Source organism: Nocardioides sp. cx-173 (assembly GCF_021117365.1).
Lineage (GTDB): Bacteria > Actinomycetota > Actinomycetes > Propionibacteriales > Nocardioidaceae > Nocardioides.
In genome coordinates, this window is the sequence record NZ_CP088262.1 from 1,793,270 (window position 1) to 1,814,808 (window position 21,539).

Annotated in this window: 22 protein-coding genes; 12 read left to right on the forward strand and 10 right to left on the reverse strand. The window is 72.6% G+C overall.

The window, feature by feature from the left end; translation table 11 throughout:
• Positions 1–112 precede the first annotated feature (112 nt).
• Entirely contained in the window at positions 113–1,594 is a 1,482-nt protein-coding gene (gene rpsA, locus LQ940_RS08675; RefSeq protein WP_231244127.1) for a 30S ribosomal protein S1, read from the forward strand.
• Positions 1,595–1,693: 99 nt separating this feature from the next.
• Here the strand turns inward: rpsA and LQ940_RS08680 are convergent, their stop codons facing one another.
• Complete coding sequence (locus LQ940_RS08680) at positions 1,694–1,843, reverse strand: hypothetical protein (RefSeq protein ID WP_231245015.1); 150 nt, start codon at positions 1,841–1,843, stop codon at positions 1,694–1,696.
• Between the two features lie 93 nt (positions 1,844–1,936).
• Between LQ940_RS08680 and LQ940_RS08685 the strand changes: the two genes are divergently transcribed.
• Both LQ940_RS08685 and coaE read left to right on the forward strand, forming a co-directional pair.
• The gene (locus LQ940_RS08685; protein WP_231245016.1) at positions 1,937–2,881 is read left to right on the forward strand and encodes a helix-turn-helix domain-containing protein; all 945 of its coding nucleotides are present in this window, start codon (positions 1,937–1,939) and stop codon (positions 2,879–2,881) included.
• Between the two features lie 146 nt (positions 2,882–3,027).
• Complete coding sequence (coaE, locus tag LQ940_RS08690) at positions 3,028–3,627, forward strand: dephospho-CoA kinase (protein ID WP_231245017.1); 600 nt, start codon at positions 3,028–3,030, stop codon at positions 3,625–3,627.
• On the opposite strand, the gene LQ940_RS08695 is transcribed toward coaE, so the two are convergent.
• The 3 genes from LQ940_RS08695 to LQ940_RS08705 form a co-directional block, all read right to left on the reverse strand.
• Positions 3,602–4,081, reverse strand: a complete 480-nt coding sequence (locus LQ940_RS08695) for a GNAT family N-acetyltransferase (RefSeq protein WP_308217444.1) — start codon at positions 4,079–4,081, stop codon at positions 3,602–3,604. The genes coaE and LQ940_RS08695 overlap by 26 nt on opposite strands.
• The gene (locus tag LQ940_RS08700; RefSeq protein WP_231245019.1) at positions 4,078–5,031 is read right to left on the reverse strand and encodes a sigma-70 family RNA polymerase sigma factor; all 954 of its coding nucleotides are present in this window, start codon (positions 5,029–5,031) and stop codon (positions 4,078–4,080) included. Before LQ940_RS08700 ends, LQ940_RS08695 begins: the two co-directional genes overlap by 4 nt.
• A 177-nt stretch (positions 5,032–5,208) precedes the next feature.
• Positions 5,209–7,347 (reverse strand): S9 family peptidase, encoded by a 2,139-nt coding sequence (locus LQ940_RS08705; protein ID WP_231245020.1) that lies wholly within the window; start codon positions 7,345–7,347, stop codon positions 5,209–5,211.
• Positions 7,348–7,388: 41 nt separating this feature from the next.
• Between LQ940_RS08705 and LQ940_RS08710 the strand changes: the two genes are divergently transcribed.
• From LQ940_RS08710 to LQ940_RS08720, 3 genes are all read left to right on the forward strand, one after another.
• Positions 7,389–8,084: a 5-oxoprolinase subunit PxpA gene (locus LQ940_RS08710; protein ID WP_231245021.1), complete on the forward strand. Its 696-nt coding sequence runs from the start codon at positions 7,389–7,391 to the stop codon at positions 8,082–8,084.
• 406 nt (positions 8,085–8,490) lie between these two features.
• A complete protein-coding gene (locus LQ940_RS08715) occupies positions 8,491–9,078 on the forward strand; it encodes a 5-oxoprolinase subunit B family protein (RefSeq protein ID WP_231245022.1) in 588 nt (195 codons plus the stop codon).
• Complete coding sequence (locus LQ940_RS08720; RefSeq protein ID WP_231245023.1) at positions 9,075–9,917, forward strand: biotin-dependent carboxyltransferase family protein; 843 nt, start codon at positions 9,075–9,077, stop codon at positions 9,915–9,917. Before LQ940_RS08715 ends, LQ940_RS08720 begins: the two co-directional genes overlap by 4 nt.
• Here LQ940_RS08720 and LQ940_RS08725 read toward each other — a convergent pair.
• Both LQ940_RS08725 and LQ940_RS08730 read right to left on the reverse strand, forming a co-directional pair.
• Positions 9,904–10,905, reverse strand: coding sequence for a GNAT family N-acetyltransferase (locus tag LQ940_RS08725; protein ID WP_231245024.1), 1,002 nt, complete (start codon positions 10,903–10,905; stop codon positions 9,904–9,906). The two genes, LQ940_RS08720 and LQ940_RS08725, sit on opposite strands and share 14 nt — an antisense overlap.
• A 10-nt stretch (positions 10,906–10,915) precedes the next feature.
• The gene (locus LQ940_RS08730; RefSeq protein WP_231245025.1) at positions 10,916–12,259 is read right to left on the reverse strand and encodes a DNA polymerase IV; all 1,344 of its coding nucleotides are present in this window, start codon (positions 12,257–12,259) and stop codon (positions 10,916–10,918) included.
• 150 nt (positions 12,260–12,409) lie between these two features.
• Here LQ940_RS08730 and LQ940_RS08735 point away from each other — a divergent pair, with 150 nt between their 5' ends.
• On the forward strand, positions 12,410–13,402 hold the full coding sequence (locus LQ940_RS08735) for a DUF4192 domain-containing protein (protein ID WP_231245026.1): 993 nt from the start codon (positions 12,410–12,412) through the stop codon (positions 13,400–13,402).
• 57 nt (positions 13,403–13,459) lie between these two features.
• Positions 13,460–14,920: a glutamate--cysteine ligase gene (locus LQ940_RS08740; RefSeq protein ID WP_231245027.1), complete on the forward strand. Its 1,461-nt coding sequence runs from the start codon at positions 13,460–13,462 to the stop codon at positions 14,918–14,920.
• 1 nt (position 14,921) lies between these two features.
• On the opposite strand, the gene LQ940_RS08745 is transcribed toward LQ940_RS08740, so the two are convergent.
• A complete protein-coding gene (locus LQ940_RS08745; RefSeq protein WP_231245028.1) occupies positions 14,922–15,356 on the reverse strand; it encodes a hypothetical protein in 435 nt (144 codons plus the stop codon).
• 87 nt (positions 15,357–15,443) lie between these two features.
• On the opposite strand from LQ940_RS08745, the gene LQ940_RS08750 reads away from it, so the two are divergent.
• Entirely contained in the window at positions 15,444–15,845 is a 402-nt protein-coding gene (locus LQ940_RS08750) for a universal stress protein (RefSeq protein ID WP_231245029.1), read from the forward strand.
• An 18-nt stretch (positions 15,846–15,863) separates the two neighbouring features.
• On the opposite strand, the gene gdhA is transcribed toward LQ940_RS08750, so the two are convergent.
• The 3 genes from gdhA to LQ940_RS08765 form a co-directional block, all read right to left on the reverse strand.
• Positions 15,864–17,201 carry an NADP-specific glutamate dehydrogenase gene (gdhA, locus tag LQ940_RS08755; RefSeq protein WP_231245071.1) on the reverse strand — a complete coding sequence of 446 codons (1,338 nt, stop codon included), beginning with the start codon at positions 17,199–17,201 and terminating at the stop codon, positions 15,864–15,866.
• Positions 17,202–17,295: 94 nt separating this feature from the next.
• Positions 17,296–18,600 carry an NAD(P)/FAD-dependent oxidoreductase gene (locus LQ940_RS08760; RefSeq protein WP_231245030.1) on the reverse strand — a complete coding sequence of 435 codons (1,305 nt, stop codon included), beginning with the start codon at positions 18,598–18,600 and terminating at the stop codon, positions 17,296–17,298.
• 64 nt (positions 18,601–18,664) lie between these two features.
• A complete protein-coding gene (locus LQ940_RS08765; protein WP_231245031.1) occupies positions 18,665–18,826 on the reverse strand; it encodes a hypothetical protein in 162 nt (53 codons plus the stop codon).
• 79 nt (positions 18,827–18,905) lie between these two features.
• Here LQ940_RS08765 and LQ940_RS08770 point away from each other — a divergent pair, with 79 nt between their 5' ends.
• From LQ940_RS08770 to LQ940_RS08780, 3 genes are all read left to right on the forward strand, one after another.
• Entirely contained in the window at positions 18,906–19,277 is a 372-nt protein-coding gene (locus tag LQ940_RS08770) for a DoxX family protein (protein ID WP_374107419.1), read from the forward strand.
• 15 nt (positions 19,278–19,292) lie between these two features.
• Positions 19,293–19,880 carry an HhH-GPD-type base excision DNA repair protein gene (locus LQ940_RS08775; protein WP_231245033.1) on the forward strand — a complete coding sequence of 196 codons (588 nt, stop codon included), beginning with the start codon at positions 19,293–19,295 and terminating at the stop codon, positions 19,878–19,880.
• Between the two features lie 112 nt (positions 19,881–19,992).
• Positions 19,993–21,474, forward strand: a complete 1,482-nt coding sequence (locus tag LQ940_RS08780; RefSeq protein WP_231245034.1) for an RNA polymerase sigma factor — start codon at positions 19,993–19,995, stop codon at positions 21,472–21,474.
• Positions 21,475–21,539: the final 65 nt, after the last annotated feature.

Here is a 21,539-nt window from a genome sequence, read left to right on the forward strand (position 1 = left end):
TCGCTATCACCGCCTGGTCCCGCATCGCGGGGAGCCGGGGCTCACATCGGTAGTGAAACCGGACCTCGGGCGTGCCCGCACGACATCTGCCCACCAAGGAATCACCTCCCTTATGACGAGCACCCTGATCCAGCCGGACTACGACGCGCCCCAGGTGGCGATCAACGACATCGGGTCCGAAGCAGACTTCCTCGCCGCCATCGACGCGACCATCAAGTACTTCAATGACGGCGACATCGTCTCCGGCATCATCGTCAAGGTCGACCGCGACGAGGTCCTCCTCGACATCGGCTACAAGACCGAGGGTGTGATCCCCTCCCGCGAGCTGTCGATCAAGCACGACGTCGACCCCAACGAGGTCGTCGCCGTCGGCGACGAGGTCGAGGCCCTGGTCCTCCAGAAGGAGGACAAGGAAGGCCGCCTGATCCTGTCCAAGAAGCGCGCCCAGTACGAGCGCGCCTGGGGCACCATCGAGCAGGTCAAGGAGGAGGACGGCGTCGTCGAGGGCACCGTCATCGAGGTCGTCAAGGGCGGCCTCATCATCGACATCGGCCTGCGCGGCTTCCTGCCCGCCTCGCTGGTCGAGATGCGCCGCGTGCGCGACCTGCAGCCGTACGTCGGCCAGGTGCTCGAGGCCAAGATCATCGAGCTCGACAAGAACCGCAACAACGTGGTCCTGTCGCGCCGTGCCTGGCTCGAGCAGACCCAGTCCGAGGTGCGCCACGGCTTCCTGACCCAGCTCCAGAAGGGCCAGATCCGCAAGGGTGTCGTGTCCTCCATCGTCAACTTCGGTGCCTTCGTGGACCTGGGCGGCGTCGACGGCCTGGTGCACGTCTCCGAGCTGTCGTGGAAGCACATCGACCACCCCTCCGAGGTCGTCACGGTCGGCGACGAGGTCACCGTCGAGGTGCTCGACGTGGACATGGACCGCGAGCGCGTCTCGCTGTCGCTCAAGGCCACGCAGGAGGACCCCTGGCAGCACTTCGCCCGCACCCACCAGATGGGTCAGATCGTGCCGGGCAAGGTCACCAAGCTGGTGCCCTTCGGCTCGTTCGTGCGGGTCGAGGAGGGCATCGAGGGCCTGGTGCACATCTCCGAGCTGGCCGAGCGCCACGTGGAGATCCCCGAGCAGGTCGTCCAGGTCAACGACGACGTCATGGTCAAGATCATCGACATCGACCTGGAGCGTCGCCGGATCTCGCTGTCGCTCAAGCAGGCCAACGAGACCGCGACCGCGGCCGACGTCGAGGAGTTCGACCCCACGCTCTACGGCATGGCGGCGACCTACGACGAGCAGGGCAACTACGTCTACCCCGAGGGCTTCGACCCCGAGACCGGCGAGTGGCTCGAGGGCTTCGACGAGCAGCGTGCGATCTGGGAGGAGCAGTACGCCAAGGCGCACGCTCGCTGGGAGGCGCACGTCAAGCAGCAGGCCGAGGCCAAGCAGGCCGACGTCGAGGCCGGCGAGGCCACGACGTACTCCTCGGGCGGTGACGCCGACGTCGAGACCGGCGGCTCCGCCGAGGGCGGCTCGCTCGCCTCGGACGAGGCGCTGCAGGCGCTGCGCGAGAAGCTCACGGGCGGCCAGGCCTGATCGGCCGAACCACCCCCGCACGACACTGAAGGGCGCCCACCGCGAGGTGGGCGCCCTTCGGCGTTGTCGGAGGGGTGGCGTGGGGCAGGTGAGCGGGCGTCAGACGACGCGGCCGCGCAGGGCGAGCGACCCGAGCTCGTCGTGCTTCTCGGCGGTGTTGGCGGGACCGGCGAAGTGGTCGTGACGCGCGTAGCTCACGAGGGCGGCGAAGCCGGCGATCAGGACGAGGAGGATCAGTACGGTGGTCATGGCAGCAATCATGCGCTGATCCGATTCGTGCCACGAGTGGCAGAGAAGCCGTACTCCGTCGATTTGCTGCCAACTCTCTGCCATGATGGCGGGATGCTGACCAACGTCGCCACCCTCGTCTACGACGGGGTCGCCCCGTTCGAGCTGGGCGTGCTCTGCGAGGCCTTCGGGATCGACCGCCGAGACGACGGTGTGCCCTCCCTGGACTTCGCCGTCTGCGGTCCGGTGGTGGGCGCGGTGCCGACCACCATGGGCTTCTCGATCAACGTCGATCGAGGGCTGGACCGACTGGAGGAGGCGGACCTGATCGCGGTGCCGGCGATGCCGCGCGGCGGCATCGTGCCCGACGGGGTCGTGACCGCGCTGCGGCGCGCCCACGAGCGCGGCGCGCGCATCCTGTCGGTGTGCTCGGGCGCGTTCACGCTCGGGGCGGCCGGGCTGCTGGACGGGCGCGACTGCACCACGCACTGGCGCTACACCGAGGAGCTGGCGCGGCGCTTCCCGCTGGCCAGGGTCGTCCCCGAGGTCCTCTACGTCGACTCCGGCGACGTGGTCACCAGCGCCGGCTCGGCGGCCGGGCTGGACGCCGCGCTGCACGTGTGGCGCCAGGAGTACGGCGCCGCGGTGGCCAGCGCCGTGGCCCGCCGCATGGTCGTCCCACCGCAGCGCGAGGGCGGCCAGGCGCAGTACATCGTGCGCGCCGTGCCGGAGTGCCGGGCCGAGACGCTGGGCCCCGTGCTGCAGTGGATCGCCGAGCACCTCGACGACGACCTCGGCGTCGACGCGCTGGCCCGGCGCGCCCACATGTCCCCGCGGACCTTCGCCCGGCGCTTCCGCGACGAGACCGGCACCACCCCACACAGCTGGGTCACCGCCCAGCGGGTGCAGGCCGCCGAGGAGCTGCTCGAGCGCAGCGACGCCTCGGTGGACCGGATCGCGGCCGAGGTCGGCTTCGGCAACGCCGCCACGCTGCGCCACCACTTCACCCGGGTCCGGGGGGTCAGTCCGCAGCAGTACCGCCGCCAGTTCGCCTGCTGAGGCGGGTCCGTCTCCGGCGCGCCGGCCTGCGCGAGTTTCACCGGGTGCCCGGTGAAACTCGTGCAACCCGCATGAACCTTCGTACCGGAGCCGTGAGTTTCCTACACCCCGTGAGACGCCCGTGACGGCGGCGCTACCGTGACGCTATGCGGGTGGGACTCACGGGCGGCATCGCCTCGGGCAAGAGCACGGTCGCGGCGATCCTGGCCGAGCTCGGCGCGGTCGTCATCGACGCCGACAAGCTGGCCCGGGAGGTCGTGGAGCGCGGGACTCCCGGCCTCGCGGAGGTCGTGGAGGCCTTCGGTGAGGCGCTGCTGACCCCGGACGGCGACCTGGACCGCCCGGCCATGGGGACCGTCGTCTTCGGCGACGAGGCCAAGCGCCGGACGCTGGAGCAGATCGTCCACCCGCTGGTCTTCGAGCGGATCGTCGCGCTCGAGGAGGCGGCGCCCGAGGGCGCGGTCGTGGTCCACGACATCCCCCTGCTCGCCGAGTCCGGTCGGGCGGACACCTTCGACGCGGTCCTCGTCGTGGACGTGCCTCCCGAGACGCAGGTCGAGCGGATGCTGCGCGACCGGGGCTGGACGCGCGAGGACGCGCAGGCGCGGATCTCGTCCCAGGCGACCCGCGAGGACCGGCTGGCGGTGGCGACCCACGTCATCGACAACACCGGCTCGCTCGAGGAGCTGCGCCAGCGGGTCGAGGAGGTCTACGCCGGGCTCACGGACCCAGCGCGAGCGTCATGAACGTGCTGGCGGGGTCGGGGCGGTAGCCGCCGAACGGTGCGCACTCGGTGAACCCGTGGCGCGCGTAGAGCGCCCGGGCCGGGGCGAAGAAGTCAAAGGACCCGGTCTCGAGGCTGACCCGCTCGTAGCCCGCCGCGCGCGCCTCCTCCAGGACCCTCGCCAGGAGGGCGCTCGCCACGCCCCTCCGGGTATGCCGCGTGGCCGTGCGCATCGACTTGAGCTCGGCGTGCTCGGGCGTGAGCTCCTGGAGCGCGGCGCAGCCGAGCAGCTCGCCGTCCTCGCCCACGGCCGTCCAGAAGGACACCCCGGGCGCCCGCAGCCCGTCCAGGTGCAGGGCGTGGCTGCTGCCCGGCGGGCTGACGGCTCGCAGCTCGGCGACGTGCTCGGACAGGAACGCGACGACCTCCGCACTGCGGAGGTCGTCGCGTTCGATGCGCAGGCGCTGGATGCTCAGGCGGCCAGGTCCGGGTCGCCGAGGCGCCGCAGCTTCTGCAGCGCCTCCCGCTCGAGCTGGCGGACCCGCTCGGCGGAGATGCCGTGCTTGACGCCGATGTCGGCGAGCTTGTGCTGACGCCCGTCGACCAGGCCGTAGCGCGACCGGATGATGTCGGCGGCGCGGTCGTCGAGCTGTCCGACCAGGCGGTTGAGCCGCTCGCGGGACTCGACGTCCACGACGGTGAGATCGGGTCCGGGGGCCGTCTCCTGGGCCATCAGGTCACCCAGGGAGGTGTCGCCGTCGGCGTCGACGGGGGAGTCGAGGCTGACGTGCTCGCGGCCCCATGACATCAGGTCGAGGACCCGGTCGACGTCCATGCCCAGCTCGTCGGCGATCTCCCTCGGGTCCGGGTCGCGGCCCAGCTGGCGCTCGAGCGTGCGGCGCGCGCCGCCCACCTGGTTGAGCTCCTCCACGACGTGGACGGGGAGCCGCACGACGCGGGCCTGCTGGGCGATGCCGCGGGTGATGGCCTGGCGCACCCACCAGGTGGCGTACGTGGAGAACTTGTAGCCCTTGGTGTAGTCGAACTTCTCGACCGCGCGGATCAGGCCGGTGTTGCCCTCCTGGATCAGGTCGAGCATCGGCATCTGGGCGCGGCCGTACTTGCGCGCGATGGAGACGACCAGACGCAGGTTGGCCGAGATGAAGAGGTCCACGGCCTTGCGGCCCTCCTCGGCGAGCCACTCGAGCTCCTCGGCGGTGGCGTGGCCCGGGGCGCCGCCCTTGCGCCGACCGACCCGGCCCTCCGCGAGGAGGGCCTCGGCCATGAGGCCGGCCTCGATCGTCTTGGAGAGCTCGACCTCGGTCGCCGCGTCGAGGAGGGGAGTGCGCGCGATCTCGTCGAGGTACAGACCAACGCTGTCGCGGCCCTCGATCTCGCGCGTGGCCGTTGCAGTCCGTGCCGCCATGGGGACCCTCCTCACTGCAAGGTGACCCTTCACCCTGCGACTATCCCAACGCTCCCGGTGGACCGAGGATTCCCGGTCCCCTGTAAGAGCCTTCGTCATGAATGACGAAGCGGATTGCCCCAGAGTTGCCATGGTGTCGAACTCTCAGGGACTTCTCAGGGGTACCCAGAGGGTGAGTCAGGCAAGCTTCATCCGGTCGAGGATCCAGGCGAGCGAGAACGCGCGGTCGTGCCAGGCCTTGTAGCGACCCGACACGCCGCCGTGCCCGGCGGCCATCTCGATGCGCAGGAGCACGTCCGGCTCGACCGCCGTGGCCCGCAGTCGGGCCACCCACTTGGCCGGCTCCACGTACAGCACCCGGGTGTCGTTGAACGACGTCTCGGCCAGGATCGGGGGGTAGCGCACCGCCGCCACGTTGTCGTAAGGCGCGTAGCCGGCGATGTAGTCGTAGACCTCCGGGTCGGCCTCCGGGTTGCCCCACTCGTCGTACTCCGTGACGGTCAGCGGCAGCGTGGCGTCCAGCATGGTGGTGAGGTTGTCCACGAACGGGACGCCGGCCACGATGCCCCCGAAGAGCTCGGGCGCCTGGTTGGCCACGGCGCCCATCAGGAGCCCGCCCGCGCTCGCGCCCTCGGCGACGAGGGTCTCCGGCGTGGTCCAGCCGGTGTCGACCAGGTGACGCGCACAGGCGATGAAGTCGGAGAAGGTGTTCTGCTTGTGCATCATCTTGCCGTCGTCGTACCACCGACGGCCGAGCTCGCCGCCGCCGCGCACGTGCGCGATCGCGAAGGCGGCGCCACGATCGAGCAAGGAGAGACGGGCCACGGAGAAGTACGGGTCGATCGACGCCTCGTAGGCGCCGTAGCCGTAGAGCAGCACGGGCACCGGCCCGGTGCCGCCGCCGACGCCCTCGCGGGAGCCGCGGCGGGCCACGATCGAGATCGGGACCTGCTCGCCGTCCTCGGCGCTGGCCCAGAGCCGGTGCTCCTCGTAGTCGGCCGGGTCGTAGCCGCCGAGCACCGGGGTACGCCGCCGCAGCACCAGCTCGCGGGTGCGGACGTCGTAGTCGTAGATCGAGGCCGGGACCGCCATCGTGGTGTAGCCCAGGCGGACCGTCGGCTGGGTGAAGGACGGGTTGCCGCCCGACCCCACGGTGTAGACGGGTGCGTCGAACTCCACGAGGTAGTCGTCGGAGACACCCGCCTCGCCCAGCTCCAGGATCCGCAGCTGGGTCAGGCCCTGGCTGCGCTGGTGGACGACCAGATGGCCGGCGAACGCGTCGACGTCCTCGAGCCGGGTCGCTGGGTCGTGGGCGATGAGCGGCTGCCACTGCGCTGACGGGGTCGGCGCGATCGGGGCGGCGGCCAGCTCGAAGTCGGGGCCGGTGGCGTTGTGCAGGACCAGGAACCGGTCCTGCCCGGCGATCACGGCGTGCTCGAGGGAGTACTCGACCCCCTCCTGGCGCTCGCAGAAGAGACGGAAGCCCGCGTCCGGGTCGTCGGCGTCGAGGAAGCGGTACTCCGAGGTGGTCTTCGACCCCGAGGCGATGACCAGGAACCGGTCGCTGCGGGTGCGGCCGAGGCCGACGAAGAACCGCCCGTCCGTCTCGTGGTGCACCAGCTCGTCGTCGTCCTGGCCGGTGCCGAGCGCGTGGCGCCAGATCTTGTCCGCGCGCCAGCTCTCGTCCACGGTGGAGTAGTAGACGTTCTCGCCTGCCCGGTCCCAGGTGACCCCGCCCAGGACGCCCTCGATGACGTCGGGCAGCAGCTCACGGGTGCCCAGATCCAGGATGCGGACGGTGTAGCGCTCGTCGCCCTTCACATCGGTGGAGTAGGCCAGCAGCGTTTCGTCAGGGCTGATGCTGGAGCCGCCGAGCGAGAAGAAGTCGTGTCCCTCGGCCAGCTGGTTCAGGTCGAGCAGCAGCTCCTCGCCGGGCAGGGCCGGCTCGTCGACCGACGCGTCGTCGGCCGGGACCGGCGGGCTCCAGTCCGCGGGGTCGACCACGGGGACCCGGCAGCTCGCGCCGTACTCGCGGCCCTCGAAGGAGCGGGCGTAGTACCAGTGACCCCGGTTGCGCGTCGGCACCGACAGGTCGGTCTCGCGGGTACGGGCCTTGATCTCGTCGAAGATCGTCTGCCGCAGACCGGCCAGGTGCTCGGTGCGCGCCTCGGTGTAGGCGTTCTCCGCCTCGAGGTGCGCCACCACCTCGGGCGACTCCTTGTCGCGCAGCCACTCGTAGTCGTCGACGCGGGTGCGCCCGTGGTGCTCGGTGGTGACGGGGCGCGCGGGGGCGACGGGAGGGACGGGGTCGGTCATGCCATGAACGCTATCCAGCCGCTGGGTGAGAGGCTCGGCGGGTGGGTGAGCAGACGAGCATCGACCTCAACGCCGACCTGGGCGAGGAGGTGACCGACGACGCGGCGCTGCTGGCGGTGGTCACCAGCGCCAACGTCGCGTGCGGCTACCACGCGGGCTCGCCGGCGGTCATGCGCGCGGTGTGCGCCGAAGCGGCCCGGCGCGGCGTCGTGGTCGGCGCCCAGGTCTCCTACGCCGACCGCGAGGGCTTCGGCCGCCGGCGCACCGACGTCGCCGCCGACGTCCTGCGCGAGCAGGTGGCCGACCAGGTCGGTCTGCTGCGCTCGCTGGCACGCGAGGAGGGCACCGACGTGCGCTACCTCAAGCCGCACGGCGCGCTCTACCACCGGGTGATCGACGACGAGCAGCAGGCGGCCGCGGTGCTGGCCGGCTCCGGCGACCTGCCGGTGCTGGGGATGGCGGGCGCACTGCTGCGCCAGGCGCTCGCGGCCGGCCGCGCGGTGTGGCACGAGGGCTTCCCGGACCGCGCCTACGACGGCGCGGGCCGGCTGGTCTCGCGCGAGCGGCCCGGTGCGGTGCTCGGCGGGGCCGCGGAGATCACCGCGCAGGCGCTCGCCCTGGCGCCGCGGGTGGACTCGCTGTGCCTGCACGGCGACGAGCCCGAGGCAGTCGCGCACGCGAGCGCCGTACGGCGGGCGCTGGAGGCCGGCGGCTGGGCGCTGCGCCCCTTCGCCTGAAGCTCCACAGCCCCGGGCGAAATCTGTGGAAACACCCCGGGATCTGTGGATGGAGCGGGCGCTTCTGTGGAGGAGCCTGTGGGACCGGAAGTTTGTGGGAATTCTTTCCCGCCACCACTTGCGGGCGGTGCTCGCGGACCCGTAGAACTCTCCTACCAGCTCGACGCGGACCGCGAGGAAAGCAGAGACCTGGTGATCGGACAGGAGCGAAGACCCACACCGCGAGGCGACTCGAGGCGTCGGCCCGGTGACGGGGACGGCGGGGTCGGAGCACCAGTCATGATCGGCCGGGCGTCACCGTTTCCGGCCAAGCCGAGGGCCTCCTGATGCTCATACCATCAAGAGGCCCTCACCCATTTCCCCTCCGGCCTGACGCACCCGCGCAGGATCGGGGCAGACTGCCGCCATGCAGCTGCGCGCGTTCGGCCCCCGAGCGGTGCTGGCCGAGCTCGGTGATGCCCACGCCGCGCTCGCCCTGGCGGCCTGGGCGCGCGGCGCCCGGCTGCCGGTGGCCGAGGTGGTGCCGGCGGCCGAGACCGTGCTCTTCGACGGGGTCCGGGATCCGGAGTCGCTGCGGGCGTCCCTGGCCGCGTGGGACGGCTCCGCGCCGACCCTCGATCGGGCACCGGTGGAGGTGCCGGTGACCTACGACGGCGAGGACCTGGCCTTCGTGGCCGAGCTGTGGGGCACCGACGTCGCGGGCGTCGTCGAGAGGCACACGTCGACGGCGTTCGTCTCCGCGTTCTGCGGCTTCGCGCCCGGCTTCGCCTATCTGGCGGGCCTGGGCGGGTCCGTGCCGCGGCTCGACGCGCCCCGCTCGCGGGTGCCCGCCGGCGCGGTCGGCCTCGCCGGCGCGTGGTGCGGCGTGTACCCCACGGCCTCGCCGGGCGGCTGGCGCCTCCTGGGCCGTACCTCGCTCCCGCTGTGGGACCCGGCCCGCGAGGAGCCCGCGCTGCTGGCGCCGGGCACGCCGGTGCGGTTCGTTCGCGCATGAGCCTGCACGTGCTGCGGCCCGGGCCGCTGGCCACCCTCCAGGACCGCGGGCGGCCGGGGCTGGCGCACCTCGGCGTGCCCCGGGCCGGCCCGCTGGACGCTCCGGCGGCGGCGCTCGCCAACCGCCTGGTCGGCAACGACCCGGACGCCGCGCTCGTCGAGGCCACCTTCGGCGGGCTGGAGCTCCGCACCGACGCCGGGGCGTGGGTGGCGGTCACCGGCGCGCCGGTCCCGGTGGCGGTGGACGGCAGCCCGCGCGGCCACGCGTGCGCGCAGTGGCTGCCCGCGGGCGCGACCCTGCGCCTCGGCGTGCCTGCGACCGGCGTGCGCTCCTACGTGGCGGTCGCCGGTGGAGTCGACGTCGCTCCGGTGCTGGGCTCGCGCTCGACCGACACCCTGGCCTGGGTGGGCCCGCCGCGGCTCAAGGCCGGCACGGTGCTGCCGGTCGGCCTCGCGGCGCGGCGCCCGGCGCCGCACGACACGCCCCGCCCGCCCGAGCCGGGACCGCTGCGGGTGCACGCCGGACCGCGGGCCGACTGGTTCGCGGCGGGGGCCCTCGCAGCGCTGTGCCGTGCGCCGTACGTCGTGGGGGAGGCGTCGGACCGGGTGGGGCTGCGTCTGGAGGGGCCGGTGCTCGATCGCGTGCGCGCCGAGGAGCTGCCGAGCGAGGGCATGGTGCTCGGGGCGGTGCAAGTGCCGCCGAGCGGGCAGCCGGTGGTCCTCCTGGCCGACCACCCGCCCACCGGCGGCTACCCGGTCCTCGCCGTCGTGGAGGAGGCGGACCTGTGGCGGTGCGCGCAGCTGAGGCCCGGCGACGAGGTGCGCTTCAGACGCGCCTGACGAACTCCATCGAGGCCTCCACCGGCCGGAAGCCGAGGAGCTCGTTGATCCAGATCATGTGGGCGTTGGTCTCGGCGTTCTGGGTGGTGACGCGCTCGAGGTGGGGGTGGCGCTCCTGGACCGCCCGCAGGTTGGCGGTCTTGACCGCCAGGCCGAGGCGGTGGCCGCGGTGCTCCCGGTGCACGAAGGTTCCCCACTGGTAGGCGTAGCGCGAGCCCTCGACGGGCGCGACCAGCGTCGACTGCGCGGCGACCACCCCGTCGGAGGTGAGCGCGACGCTCTCGTAGAGCTCGCGGCCCATGGCCGTCACCATCTCGTAGCGCTCGGTGAGCCGCTCGGGCGTCATGACCTCCTCCTCGAAGTCGACGTCACCGGTCGGGGCGTCCACGGCGAGTTGGCCGAGCAGGACGCACAGCGACTCGGCGTACTCGTCGGGGAACGGGCCGACGAAGGTCTCGATGCGGTAGCCGTCGGCGCTCTCGCGCTCGAGCGCCGAGCACTGCGCCAGCCGCTCCTGGTCCACCGGGAGGTCGAGGTGGCGCACCACCTCGATGTTGGACTGGGTGTAGCCGCGGTGCTCGGCGAAGGTGCGGTAGGGATGGTCGTCGAGCCGGTCGAGGGGGATCTTGGCGTCGGCGAGGAGCTCGGTGCGGCCGTCGGCGAGCGCCACGTCGGTGATCCGGCCCAGCAGGGCGGTGCCGACGCCGTGGCCTCGGTGCGGGGGGTCCACGCATACGTTGAGCCAGGCCTTGTCGGTGTTGTCGAGCAGGAAGAGGAACCCGATCGCCGCGCCGACCATGGTGTCGCCGTCGTACGCCGCGACGTACTCGGCCCGCTCGCCGCTGTCGGGGGCCCGCACCGCCGCGACGTACTCCTCGCACGTGACGCGGGGCGCGTCGGGACGGTCGACATGGCGGGCGGCGTCGACCACGCGGTGCAGGTCGCGCATGACGGCGTCGTCGTGGATGTCGATCCGCCGCAGGTCCATGCCGTCGAGGCTAGGTCTCCTCGACACCCTCCGCGAGCGAGTTTTCGGCCTCAGCCGGGAGCCACGGCGCGAGGTCGGGGTCGTCGATCGGGAAGGAGCGGACCGGACCGGCGGGCGTCTCGGCGGTCTCGAAGCGCACCGTCACCACGCCCCGCCCGGAGCCCCACACCCACCCCCGGCCGAGGTCGGTGTGGACGACGTCCGCGCCGGGCGCCCAGATGGGGTGCCGGCTGGTCGGCGCCTGGACCGGCTCCGGCTCCTCCTCGACCACCTCGGGGTCGGACTCCCCGAACAGGTCGTCCTGGATCCAGTCGGCCAGGCCCGAGACGCCCACGCCGAGCAGCCGGACGCCGCCGGAGGTGTCGAGGTCGGCGAGCAGGGCGCGCGCCAGCCGGGCGATGGTGGCGGTCGCGTCCGTGGGGGAGGCCAGCGTGGAGGAGCGGCTCAGCGTCGTGAAGTCGTGCAGTCGCACCTTGATGGTGACCGTGCGCCCCGAGAGGCCGTGCTTGCGCAGGCGGGCGGCGACCTCACCGGCCTGGCGAGCCAGCAGGCCCTCCATCAGCTTGCGGTCGGTCAGGTCGGTCTCGTAGGTGCCCTCGACGCTGACCGACTTGGTCTCCCGCTCGGGCAGGACCGGGCGGTCGTCGTCGGCGCGCGCGAGGTGCCACAGGCCGGTGCCGTGGGCCTTGCCCACCAGCGCCACGAGCTCCTCGAGGCCCACGGACTCCAGGTCGGCCACCGTGTGGATGCCGGCGCGCCGCAGCCGCTCGGCCGTGGCCGGCCCGACGCCGGGGATCACGCTCACGTGCATGGGGCGCAGCAGCTCCACCTCGGTGCCCGGCGCGACGACGGTCAGGCCGTCGGGCTTGTCCAGCTCGCTGGCGACCTTGGCGATGAACTTCGACGACCCGAGCCCGACCGAGGCGGTCAGGCCGTCGGTGACCTCGGTGACCCGCGCGCGCAGGTCCTCGGCGAACGCGGTCACGGTGGGCAGCTCCAGGTCGGGCAGGTCGGCGCGCTCGAGGTCGACGAACGCCTCGTCCAGCGAGAGCGGCTCGACGAGGGGGGAGACCGAGCGCAGCAGCCCCATCACCGCGTTGCTGGAGGCGCGGTAGGCGTGGAAGCGGCCGCTGAGGAAGGCCGCGTGGGGGCACCGGGAGCGGGCCTCCCGGGTCGACATCGCCGACCGCACGCCGTACTTGCGGGCCTCGTAGGACGCCGTCGCCACCACGCCGCGCCCACCGACGCCGCCCACGACGACCGGCTTGCCCCGCAGCGACGGCTTGTCGCGCTGCTCGACCGCCGCGAAGAAGGCGTCGAGGTCCAGGTGGAGGACCGAGGCCTGGGCGCGCACGCCCGCAAACTACCCGCGGGCACCGTCGGTGGCCGAACCCCGGGGGAGGGCAGGCCGGTTGCCGTCCACAGGCGGACCCACCGACAACACCCGTCCCCAGCTCCGGCACCGGCCGGCGTGGCTGTCGGCGGGCGCGGGGACGTTGCCAGCATGACCCCCACCGAACCCATGACGATGGTCGCCCGCTGCCCCGAGGACGTCCTCGCGATGGTCTCCGTGACGCTCGGCTTCGACCCCGACGAGTCCGTGGCCATGCTGACCTTCGGCGGCCCGCGCGCCTTCCAGGCCCGGGTCGACCTGCCGCGGTGCCGAGAGGAGCTGCCGGAGACGGTCGAGTCCCTGCTCGGCCCCGCCGCCGCCCACCGTGTGCGCCAGGTCGTCTTCGTCGTCTACACCGACGACGAGGTGCTGGCCGGCCAGGTGTGGCGCGGCCTGCGCGAGCGCTGCCGGCAGGCCGCGATCCCGGTGGTGGAGGCGCTGCGCGCCGACGGCCGCCGGTGGTACCCCCTGCTGCGCGGGGATCGGCTCATCCGGGAGATCGGGGTGGCCTACGACGTCAGCGCGCACCCGTTCCTGGTCGACGCGGTGCTGCGGGGCCGGGTCACCCATGCCTCGCGCGACGCCCTCGACGCCACCCTGGACCCCCATCCGGGGCGGGTGGCCGCGGTGGCGGCCGCGCTGCCGGCCGGGGGGCCGCCGACCGGAGCCGCCGCGCTGCTCGCGGAGGGTGACTGGGTGCGCACGACGGTGCGGGGCCACGTGCGTGCGGAGTCGCGCCCCGGCGACCACGACGCCGCCCGGCTGCTGAGCGCGCTGCGGACCCCGCGCCTGCGCGATGCCGCGTGGGAGCTCGTCGCCGGGGACGCGGCGGTCGCCCACGTCGAGCTCTGGTCAGACCTGGTGCGGCGCTGCCCTCGCGAGCTGCTGGCGGCACCGGCGTTCCTGCTGGGCTGGTCGGCGTGGCGGGCCGGCCACGGCGCCCTCGCGTGGTGTGCGCTGGATCGGGTCGCCGATGCCGACCCGGGTTACCCGCCGGCCGCGGAGCTCGCGCTGCTGCTGACGCACGCGGTGCCGCCGGACGCCTGGGAGCCCGACCTCGACTGGGCCGACGGGCTGCGGCCGCCGCGTGGCAGGCCGGCATGAGGGCCACGCCTGTGCGGGTGAGGGTCTGGGCAGCGCTCGTCGCACTAGGGTGCGGCTATGGGCGAAGAGGTCGACGCACAGGAGTTCACCGGAGCCGACCGCACGCGGCACCGCGAGAAGGTCCGTCGCTGCCTCGACGTGTTCGCCCGGATGCTGCGCGAGGCGCGGTTCGACACCGACGACCCGATGACCGGCCTCGAGGTGGAGCTCAACCTCGTCGACCGGTTCGGCGACCCGGCGCTGAAGAACAGCGAGGCGCTCGAGGCGATCGCCGACCCGGACTTCCAGACCGAGCTCGGCCAGTTCAACATCGAGATCAACGTGCCGCCCGCCAGGCTGCGCGAGTCCGGGTTGACCGTCTTCGAGGACAGCCTGCGGCGCAGCCTCAACGACGCCGAGCGCAAGTCCTCCGAGGTCGGGGCCCACCTGGTCATGATCGGGATCCTGCCCACCCTCGCCGAGGGCCACATGTCGGTGGCCTCGCTGAGCGGCAACCCTCGCTACCGGCTGCTGAGCGAGCAGATCCTGAACGCCCGCGGGGAGGACATCACGATCGCGGTCACCGGATCGGAGCGGCTGCGCACCTCCGCCGACTCGATCGTGCCCGAGGCTGCGTGCACCAGCACCCAGTTCCATGTGCAGACCTCGCCCGACCAGTTCGCCCAGTACTGGAACGCCTCGCAGGCGATCTCGGCGGTCCAGCTCGCGATCGGGGCCAACTCGCCGTACCTCCTGGGCAAGGAGCTGTGGCGCGAGACCCGGATCCCCCTGTTCGAGCAGGCCACCGACACCCGCAGCGAGGAGCTGAAGGCGCAGGGCGTCCGCCCGCGGGTGTGGTTCGGCGAGCGGTGGGTCACCTCGGTGTTCGACCTGTTCGAGGAGAACGTCCGCTACTTCCCGGCGCTGCTGCCGATCACCGACGAGGAGGATCCGCTGGCGGTCCTGCAGGCCGGCGGGACCCCCGTCCTGTCCGAGCTGCGGCTGCACAACGGCACGATCTACCGCTGGAACCGTCCGGTCTACGACATCAACGACGGGGTGCCGCACCTGCGCGTGGAGAACCGGGTGCTCTCCGCCGGCCCCACGGTGGCCGACACCATCGCCAACGCGGCGTTCTACTTCGGCCTCGTGCGCGCGCTCGCCGAGAGCGAGCGGCCGCTGTGGTCCCAGATGTCGTTCAGCGCCGCCGAGGAGAACTTCCACGTCGCCGCCCAGCAGGGCATCGACGCGCAGCTCTACTGGCCGGGCGTCGGGCAGGTGCAGGCGACCGAGCTGGTCCTGCGGCGGCTGCTGCCGATGGCGCAGGAGGGGCTGGAGGCGTGGGGAGCGTCCGGCGCCGAGATCGACCGGCTCCTCGGCATCGTCGAGCAACGCTGCCTGACGGGGCGCAACGGCGCGGAGTGGTTCGTGCGGCAGATGCGCGAGCGCGCCGGTGACGACCGCGCCGACGCGCTGCGCGCGACCCTGCTCGACTACCGCGAGCGCATGCACACCAACGAGCCGGTGCACGCCTGGTAGGTCAGCCGACCGCCGGTGCCCGCAGCCGGTGCCAGGACCTGCTGAGCCCGCTGCGCGGGTCGCGCCAGCCGTGGCGGTTGACGACGACCATGAGCAGCGGCAGGCCGAGCTCGCCGTAGGCCGAGCGCGTCGAGGCCAGCCAGGCCAGGTCGACGTCCTGCGCCTCGAGCGGGTCGCGTCGGGTCAGCCAGACCATGGGCGCCGCACCGGGCTGCCGCACGCGGCGGACCATGGCCGACACGATGTCGGTGCGCAGCGCATGGTCGCTCGGCTCATCGGGGCGCACGGCGAAGACCGTCTCCCGACGGCCCGGGACCCCCACGTGGACCAGCGGCAGGAACGCCTTGCGGTGCTCCGCGGTGGCGTGGTCGAGCACGGCGCGGCGCAGCACCCGGTGCAGCGCGGGCGACAGCGGGTGGTGCAGTCCCTCGGCCATGGGGGCAGCGTGCCCGAAGCGACGCGCCGGCGCCGCCTTCCTCCACAGGGTCCCGCGCGAGCCTCGGGACCCGGTAGCCTGCCCGCCATGGGAAAAGTCGTGGTCGGTTACGTGCCCAAGCCCGAGGGTGAGGCTGCCCTCACGCAGGCGATCTCCGAGGCCAAGCTGAGGGGCGCGAGCCTCGTGGTGGTCAACTCCCATCGCGGTGGCGCGGCCTACGACGAGTCCGCCGCGGCCCAGCTCGACAGCGACATGGCCGCGGTCCGCGCCACGCTCGACGCGGCGGGCGTGACCTACGAGCTGCGCCAGCTGGTGCGCGGCTTCGAGCCGGCCGAGGACCTGATCAGCATCGCCGAGGCCAACTCCGCCGAGCTGATCGTCATCGGCCTGCGCCGGCGCACCCCGGTCGGCAAGCTGATCCTGGGCTCGAACGCCCAGCGGGTCCTGCTCGACGCCCACTGCCCGGTGCTGGCGGTCAAGGCCGACTGAGTCGGCCGACCCCGGTCCTCAGATGACGCCGAGGGCCACCATGGCGTCGGCGACCTGCGTGAAGCCGGCGATGTTGGCGCCGGCGACGTAGTTGCCGGGGCTGCCGTACTCGTCGGCGGTGCTCAGGCAGCGGTCGTGGATCCCGCGCATGATCCCGGCGAGCCGCTCCTCGGTGTGCTCGAAGGTCCAGGAGTCGCGCGAGGCGTTCTGCTGCATCTCCAGCGCGCTCGTCGCGACCCCGCCGGCGTTGGCGGCCTTGCCGGGCGCGAAGGTCACGCCCGCCTCGGCGAACGCCCGCACCGCCTCGGGGGTGCACGGCATGTTGGCGCCCTCGGCGACGACCGAGCAGCCGTGGGCGATCAGGGCGGCGGCGTCGGTGCCGTTGAGCTCGTTCTGCGTGGCGCAGGGCAAGGCGATGTCGCAGGGGACCTGCCACAGCGAGTGGTTCTCGACGTACTGGGCATGGGGGTGGTGCTCGAGGTAGGTCGAGATCCGGGCCCGTCGCTCCTCCTTGATCTCCTGCACGGTGGCCAGGTCGATGCCCCGCTCGTCGACGACGTACCCGCCGGAGTCGGAGCAGGCGACGACCGTGCCGCCGAGCTCCTGGACCTTGGCGATCGCGTACGTCGCCACGTTGCCCGAGCCGGACACGACCACGCGCTTGCCGTCCAGCGACTCCCCGCGGGTCTTGAGGATCTCCTGGACGAAGAAGACGGTGCCGTAGCCGGTCGCCTCCGTGCGCACCCGGGAGCCGCCCCACGCCAGGCCCTTGCCGGTCAGCACGCCGGACTCGTAGCGGTTGGTGATCCGCTTGTACTGGCCGAACAGGTAGCCGATCTCGCGGCCGCCGACCCCGATGTCGCCCGCCGGGACATCGGTGTACTCCCCGATGTGGCGGTACAGCTCGGTCATGAACGCTTGGCAGAAGCGCATGACCTCGCCCTCGCTGCGCCCCTTGGGGTCGAAGTCGGAGCCGCCCTTGCCACCGCCGATCGGCATGCCGCTCAGGGAGTTCTTGAAGATCTGCTCATAGCCCAGGAACTTCACGATGCCCAGGTTGACGCTGGGGTGGAAGCGCAGACCGCCCTTGTACGGACCCAGGGCCGAGTTGAACTCGACGCGGAAGCCGCGGTTGAGCTGGATCCGGCCGGCGTCGTCGACCCAGGGGACGCGGAAGATGATCTGGCGCTCCGGCTCGCACAGCCGCCGGATGACCGCCGCGTCGGCGTAGTGGGGGTGCTTGGCCACCACCGGGCCCAGACTGTCCAGCACCTCGTGCACGGCCTGGTGGAACTCCGTCTCGCCCGGGTTGCGTCGCAGCACCTCGTCGTAGACGTCCACCAGCTTCTCGTCCAGTCCCGGCACCGGTTCTGCTCCTCGTTCTCGTCGCGGCCCCGCAGGTCGAGGCGCCCAGTCATTGTCCCAGTCGTTGTCTCGCCCGGGCCGGCGGCTACCTCAACGGGTCGAAGGGTGCGAGCTGCGCCGGCACCGCCCCGGTCACCATCTGCTCGGCGAGCAGGCGGCCGGTGACCGGTCCCAGTGCGACGCCCCACATCCCGTGGCCGCCGGCGACGAAGACCCGCGGCGAGCGGGTGCCCCCGACCAGGGGAAGCCCGTCGGTGGTGCAGGGCCGGGAGCCGACCCACTCGTCGCGGCGGTCGGCGAGGTCGAGACCGCTGAGCAGGGGACGGGTGGCGTCGACGATCGCCTCCACACGGCGCCGGTCGAGCGGGGCGTCGGGGGAGCGGAACTCCATCATCCCGGCGACTCGCAGCCGGGGCCCGTCTGGCGAGTCCAGAGGCGTGCAGGCGACGCGCTGGGTGGGGAAGTACACCGGCCCCTGGGGCACGCGGGAGCCGGCGACGCTGAAGCTGTAGCCCCGGCCGGCCTGCACGAGCCGCCGTACGCCGAGGCGGTGAGCCAGGCCGCCGAGCCAGGCCCCGGTCGCGAGCACCGCCGCGTGGAAGCGCTCGTGGGTCCCGCCGGCGTAGGCGAGGTCGACCGTGCGGCCGTCGTCGCGCAGGCCCGAGACCTCCACGCCCTCGAGGAGCTTGCCGCCCCGGTCGACGAACGAGCGCGCGAGGTGCTCCAGGAAGACCGGGGGGTCGATGAAGCGCTGGCCCTCGATGCGGACCCCGGCCGTGATCTGCTCGGAGAGGGCAGGCTCGATCGCGCGTGCCTCGTCCCCGGTGAGCAGGCCGAAGTCGAGCGGCTGGCCCAGGCGCTGCAGGAGCTCGAGCTCGGCGAGCAGGTGCGCGCGGTCCTTCGCGGTCCGGAATCCGGCGAGGAACGGTCTCGCCGGGGAGGCGGCCGGCACCTGGCCCTCGGCCGCGAGCTCGTCGAAGGCGTCCAGCGCCAGGGCGTTCAGCGGTGCGTACGCCGCCAGGCCGGCCTCCCAGCGGCGATGCGTGCAGTGCCGGGCGAACCCGGTCAGGAAGCGGAGTAGCCGCAGGTCCGGCTGCAGGGGGACGTAGACCGGCGACGAGGGGCGCAGCGCCGTCCGCAGCCCGTAGCGCAGCACGCCGGGGTCGGGCAGCGGCGCGGTCAGGCCGGGGGTCAGCCAGCCGGCGTTGCCCCACGAGGAGCCGGCGGCGACGTGGTCGCGGTCGACGACCGTGACGTCGGCGCCGCGCTCCTGCAGGTGCCAGGCGGTGGAGAGGCCGACGATGCCGGCGCCGACGACGACCACGCGGTCGGACGGCTCGACGCGCGGCGACGCGGGGGTGGGCAGGGACGACGAGCGGGGGTGGGTCATGTTCCTGAGTCCTTCAGACGTGGGCCTGCCGGAGTGGGCGGCCCTACCAGCTGGTGGGGGAGGGTCAGGAACAGCGGGGCGGGGCGCGGTCGACGCTGCGCCGCAGGACGTCGAGCCCGCGGATCCCGCGGGCCTCCTCGCTCAGCCGGACGGCGAGCAGCTCGGCGCCCGACGGGACGTGCGCGGGCTCGGCGGCCACCGAGCACGTGCCGATCGTCGCGTCCATGGGGCCATGCTAGGCCTAGGGTCGAGGCATGAGCCTCTGGCAAGCGCCGCCCACGTCCCGCCCACGCACCGCTGCCCGGATGCTGCTGGGCGCGATCCTGGTCTTCGCGGGGGTCAGCCACCTGACCTTCGCCCGCGAGGAGTTCGTCGCGCAGGTGCCCGACTGGTTCCCCGTCTCCGACGACCCGGTGGTCCTGGTCTCCGGCGTCATGGAGATCAGCCTCGGCGCCGCCCTCGTCGCCTTCGGTCGCGGCCGGATCGGGGTCGGGCTGCTCGTGGCGGCGTTCTTCGTTGCGATCTTCCCGGGCAACATCGCGCAGTACCTCGAGCACACCGACGCCTTCGGGCTGGACACGGACCGCAAGCGCTTCGTGCGGCTGTTCTTCCAGCCGCTGCTCGTGGCCTGGGCACTGTGGGCCACCGGTGCCTGGCGGGACCGCCCCACCCGCTAGCGGGGCTGGGGCAGGATGGGGCGCATGCCCTCGATCCACATCACCGGCGACGACGCCGCCGACCAGGTCCTCACCGACGACCCGTTCGCCCTGCTGGTGGGGATGATGCTCGACCAGCAGTACCCGATGGAGCACGCCTTCCGCGGTCCGGCCAAGGTGCTGGAGCGCTTCGGCACTCTCGACCCGGAGGCGATCGCGGCGGCCGACCCCGAGGAGTTCGCGGCGCTATGCGCCACGCCCCCGGCGGTGCACCGCTTCCCGGGCTCGATGGCGGCGCGCCTGCAGGAGCTCGCGCGCCTGGTCTCGGAGCGGTACGACGGTCGCGCCGAGAGGCTGTGGACCGAGGCCGCCGACGGCAAGGACCTGCTCAAGCGGGTCATGGAGCTGCCCGGCTTCGGCAAGCAGAAGGCGCGGATCTTCACCGCGCTGCTGGCCAAGCAGCTCGACGTACGACCGGCGGGCTGGGAGGAGGCCGTGGGGGACTACGCCCTGGACGGCTACCGGTCGGTGGCCGACGTCGTCGACGCGGGCTCGCTGCAGAAGGTGCGCGAGCACAAGAAGCAGCAGAAGGCGGCGGCCAAGGCGGCCGTCGCGTCCGAGTGATCTCCACGGGTTCTCGGGTCCATGTGAGGACCTCACCCGGCCCGTGGCAGAATGAATCAGCGGCTCTTGACGACACCGGGTCTTGCCGCGCCCAATGCCAGCTTGACGAGAGGTGTTCGTGTCTTCGAGCGCGCGCAAGATCCCTGCCGACGTCCTGTCCCACCCCGCTGTCGAGGCGCTGATCCAGCAGGCAGCCCCGACCGCCAGCGTGACCCCGGAGCAGGTCAGGCAGGCGAGTGAGGCGGCCGCGGTCGAACCGCGCCACCTCAAGGCCCTGCTCGCGCACCTGAGCTCCGTGGGCATCTCGGTGGCCATGCCGGCCGGCGGCGCCCGCGTCGCGGCCGCCGGGAGCCCCCGCAAGACCACCACGGCGACGGCGCCGGCGAAGAAGGCCCCGGCCAAGAAGAAGGCCGCCGCCGCCGAGCAGCCGGCCGAGACGCCCGCCAAGAAGGCCCCGGCCAAGAAGGCCCCGGCCACCGACGCGGCTCCGGCGGCCCCGGCAGCAGAGCCGATCGTGGTGGTCGACGCCGACGGCAAGAAGATCCTGCCCGACATCCCGGACGAGGAGTTCGAGAAGGACGTCAAGGCCGACCCGAGCATCGTCGAGGACGAGAAGTCGGCCACCTTCGTCGTGTCCGCGGCCGACGACACCGACGAGCCGGAGCAGCAGGTCATGGTCGCGGGCGCAACCGCCGACCCGGTCAAGGACTACCTCAAGCAGATCGGCAAGGTCCCCCTCCTCAACGCCGAGATGGAGGTCGAGCTCGCCAAGCGCATCGAGGCCGGCCTCTTCTCCGAGGAGAAGCTCGCCAAGGGCGGCAAGATCTCGCCCAAGCTCCTCGAGGAGCTCGAATGGATCTCGGAGGACGGCCGCCGCGCCAAGAACCACCTGCTCGAGGCCAACCTGCGTCTCGTGGTCTCGCTGGCCAAGCGCTACACCGGCCGCGGGATGCTGTTCCTGGACCTGATCCAGGAGGGCAACCTCGGTCTGATCCGCGCGGTCGAGAAGTTCGACTACACCAAGGGCTACAAGTTCTCCACCTACGCGACCTGGTGGATCCGTCAGGCGATCACCCGCGCCATGGCCGACCAGGCCCGCACCATCCGCATCCCGGTGCACATGGTCGAGGTCATCAACAAGCTCGCGCGCGTCCAGCGTCAGATGCTCCAGGACCTGGGCCGCGAGCCGACCCCGGAGGAGCTGGCCAAGGAGCTGGACATGACCCCGGAGAAGGTCATCGAGGTTCAGAAGTACGGTCGCGAGCCGATCTCCCTGCACACGCCGCTGGGCGAGGACGGCGACTCCGAGTTCGGTGACCTGATCGAGGACTCCGAGGCCATTGTCCCGGCCGACGCGGTCAGTTTCACCCTCCTGCAGGAGCAGTTGCACGCGGTGCTCGACACGCTCTCGGAGCGCGAGGCCGGCGTCGTCTCGATGCGCTTCGGCCTCACCGACGGTCAGCCCAAGACCCTCGACGAGATCGGCAAGGTCTACGGCGTGACCCGCGAGCGGATCCGGCAGATCGAGTCGAAGACCATGTCCAAGCTGCGCCACCCGAGTCGCTCCCAGGTCCTGCGCGACTACCTGGACTGAGCTGGACTGGGGCGGCACCCGCACCGTCACGCACGAAGGCCCGGCCGCTCAGCGGCCGGGCCTTC

Excerpts from the sequence above, each read along its gene's own strand:
- LQ940_RS08745 (WP_231245028.1), bottom strand. The coding sequence starts at position 15,356 with ATGGCCGAGGGACTGCACCACCCGCTGTCGCCCGCGCTGCACCGGGTG.
- LQ940_RS08765 (WP_231245031.1), bottom strand. The coding sequence starts at position 18,826 with ATGGACGCGACGATCGGCACGTGCTCGGTGGCCGCCGAGCCCGCGCAC.
- LQ940_RS08735 (WP_231245026.1), top strand. The coding sequence starts at position 12,410 with ATGACCCCCACCGAACCCATGACGATGGTCGCCCGCTGCCCCGAGGAC.
- rpsA (WP_231244127.1), top strand. The coding sequence starts at position 113 with ATGACGAGCACCCTGATCCAGCCGGACTACGACGCGCCCCAGGTGGCG.
- LQ940_RS08715 (WP_231245022.1), top strand. The coding sequence starts at position 8,491 with ATGCAGCTGCGCGCGTTCGGCCCCCGAGCGGTGCTGGCCGAGCTCGGT.
- LQ940_RS08705 (WP_231245020.1), bottom strand. The coding sequence starts at position 7,347 with ATGACCGACCCCGTCCCTCCCGTCGCCCCCGCGCGCCCCGTCACCACC.
- coaE (WP_231245017.1), top strand. The coding sequence starts at position 3,028 with ATGCGGGTGGGACTCACGGGCGGCATCGCCTCGGGCAAGAGCACGGTC.
- LQ940_RS08685 (WP_231245016.1), top strand. The coding sequence starts at position 1,937 with ATGCTGACCAACGTCGCCACCCTCGTCTACGACGGGGTCGCCCCGTTC.
- LQ940_RS08725 (WP_231245024.1), bottom strand. The coding sequence starts at position 10,905 with ATGGACCTGCGGCGGATCGACATCCACGACGACGCCGTCATGCGCGAC.
- LQ940_RS08700 (WP_231245019.1), bottom strand. The coding sequence starts at position 5,031 with ATGGCGGCACGGACTGCAACGGCCACGCGCGAGATCGAGGGCCGCGAC.
- LQ940_RS08775 (WP_231245033.1), top strand. The coding sequence starts at position 19,293 with ATGGGGCGCATGCCCTCGATCCACATCACCGGCGACGACGCCGCCGAC.
- LQ940_RS08750 (WP_231245029.1), top strand. The coding sequence starts at position 15,444 with ATGGGAAAAGTCGTGGTCGGTTACGTGCCCAAGCCCGAGGGTGAGGCT.
- LQ940_RS08680 (WP_231245015.1), bottom strand. The coding sequence starts at position 1,843 with ATGACCACCGTACTGATCCTCCTCGTCCTGATCGCCGGCTTCGCCGCC.
- LQ940_RS08760 (WP_231245030.1), bottom strand. The coding sequence starts at position 18,600 with ATGACCCACCCCCGCTCGTCGTCCCTGCCCACCCCCGCGTCGCCGCGC.
- LQ940_RS08770 (WP_374107419.1), top strand. The coding sequence starts at position 18,906 with ATGCTGCTGGGCGCGATCCTGGTCTTCGCGGGGGTCAGCCACCTGACC.
- LQ940_RS08740 (WP_231245027.1), top strand. The coding sequence starts at position 13,460 with ATGGGCGAAGAGGTCGACGCACAGGAGTTCACCGGAGCCGACCGCACG.
- LQ940_RS08720 (WP_231245023.1), top strand. The coding sequence starts at position 9,075 with ATGAGCCTGCACGTGCTGCGGCCCGGGCCGCTGGCCACCCTCCAGGAC.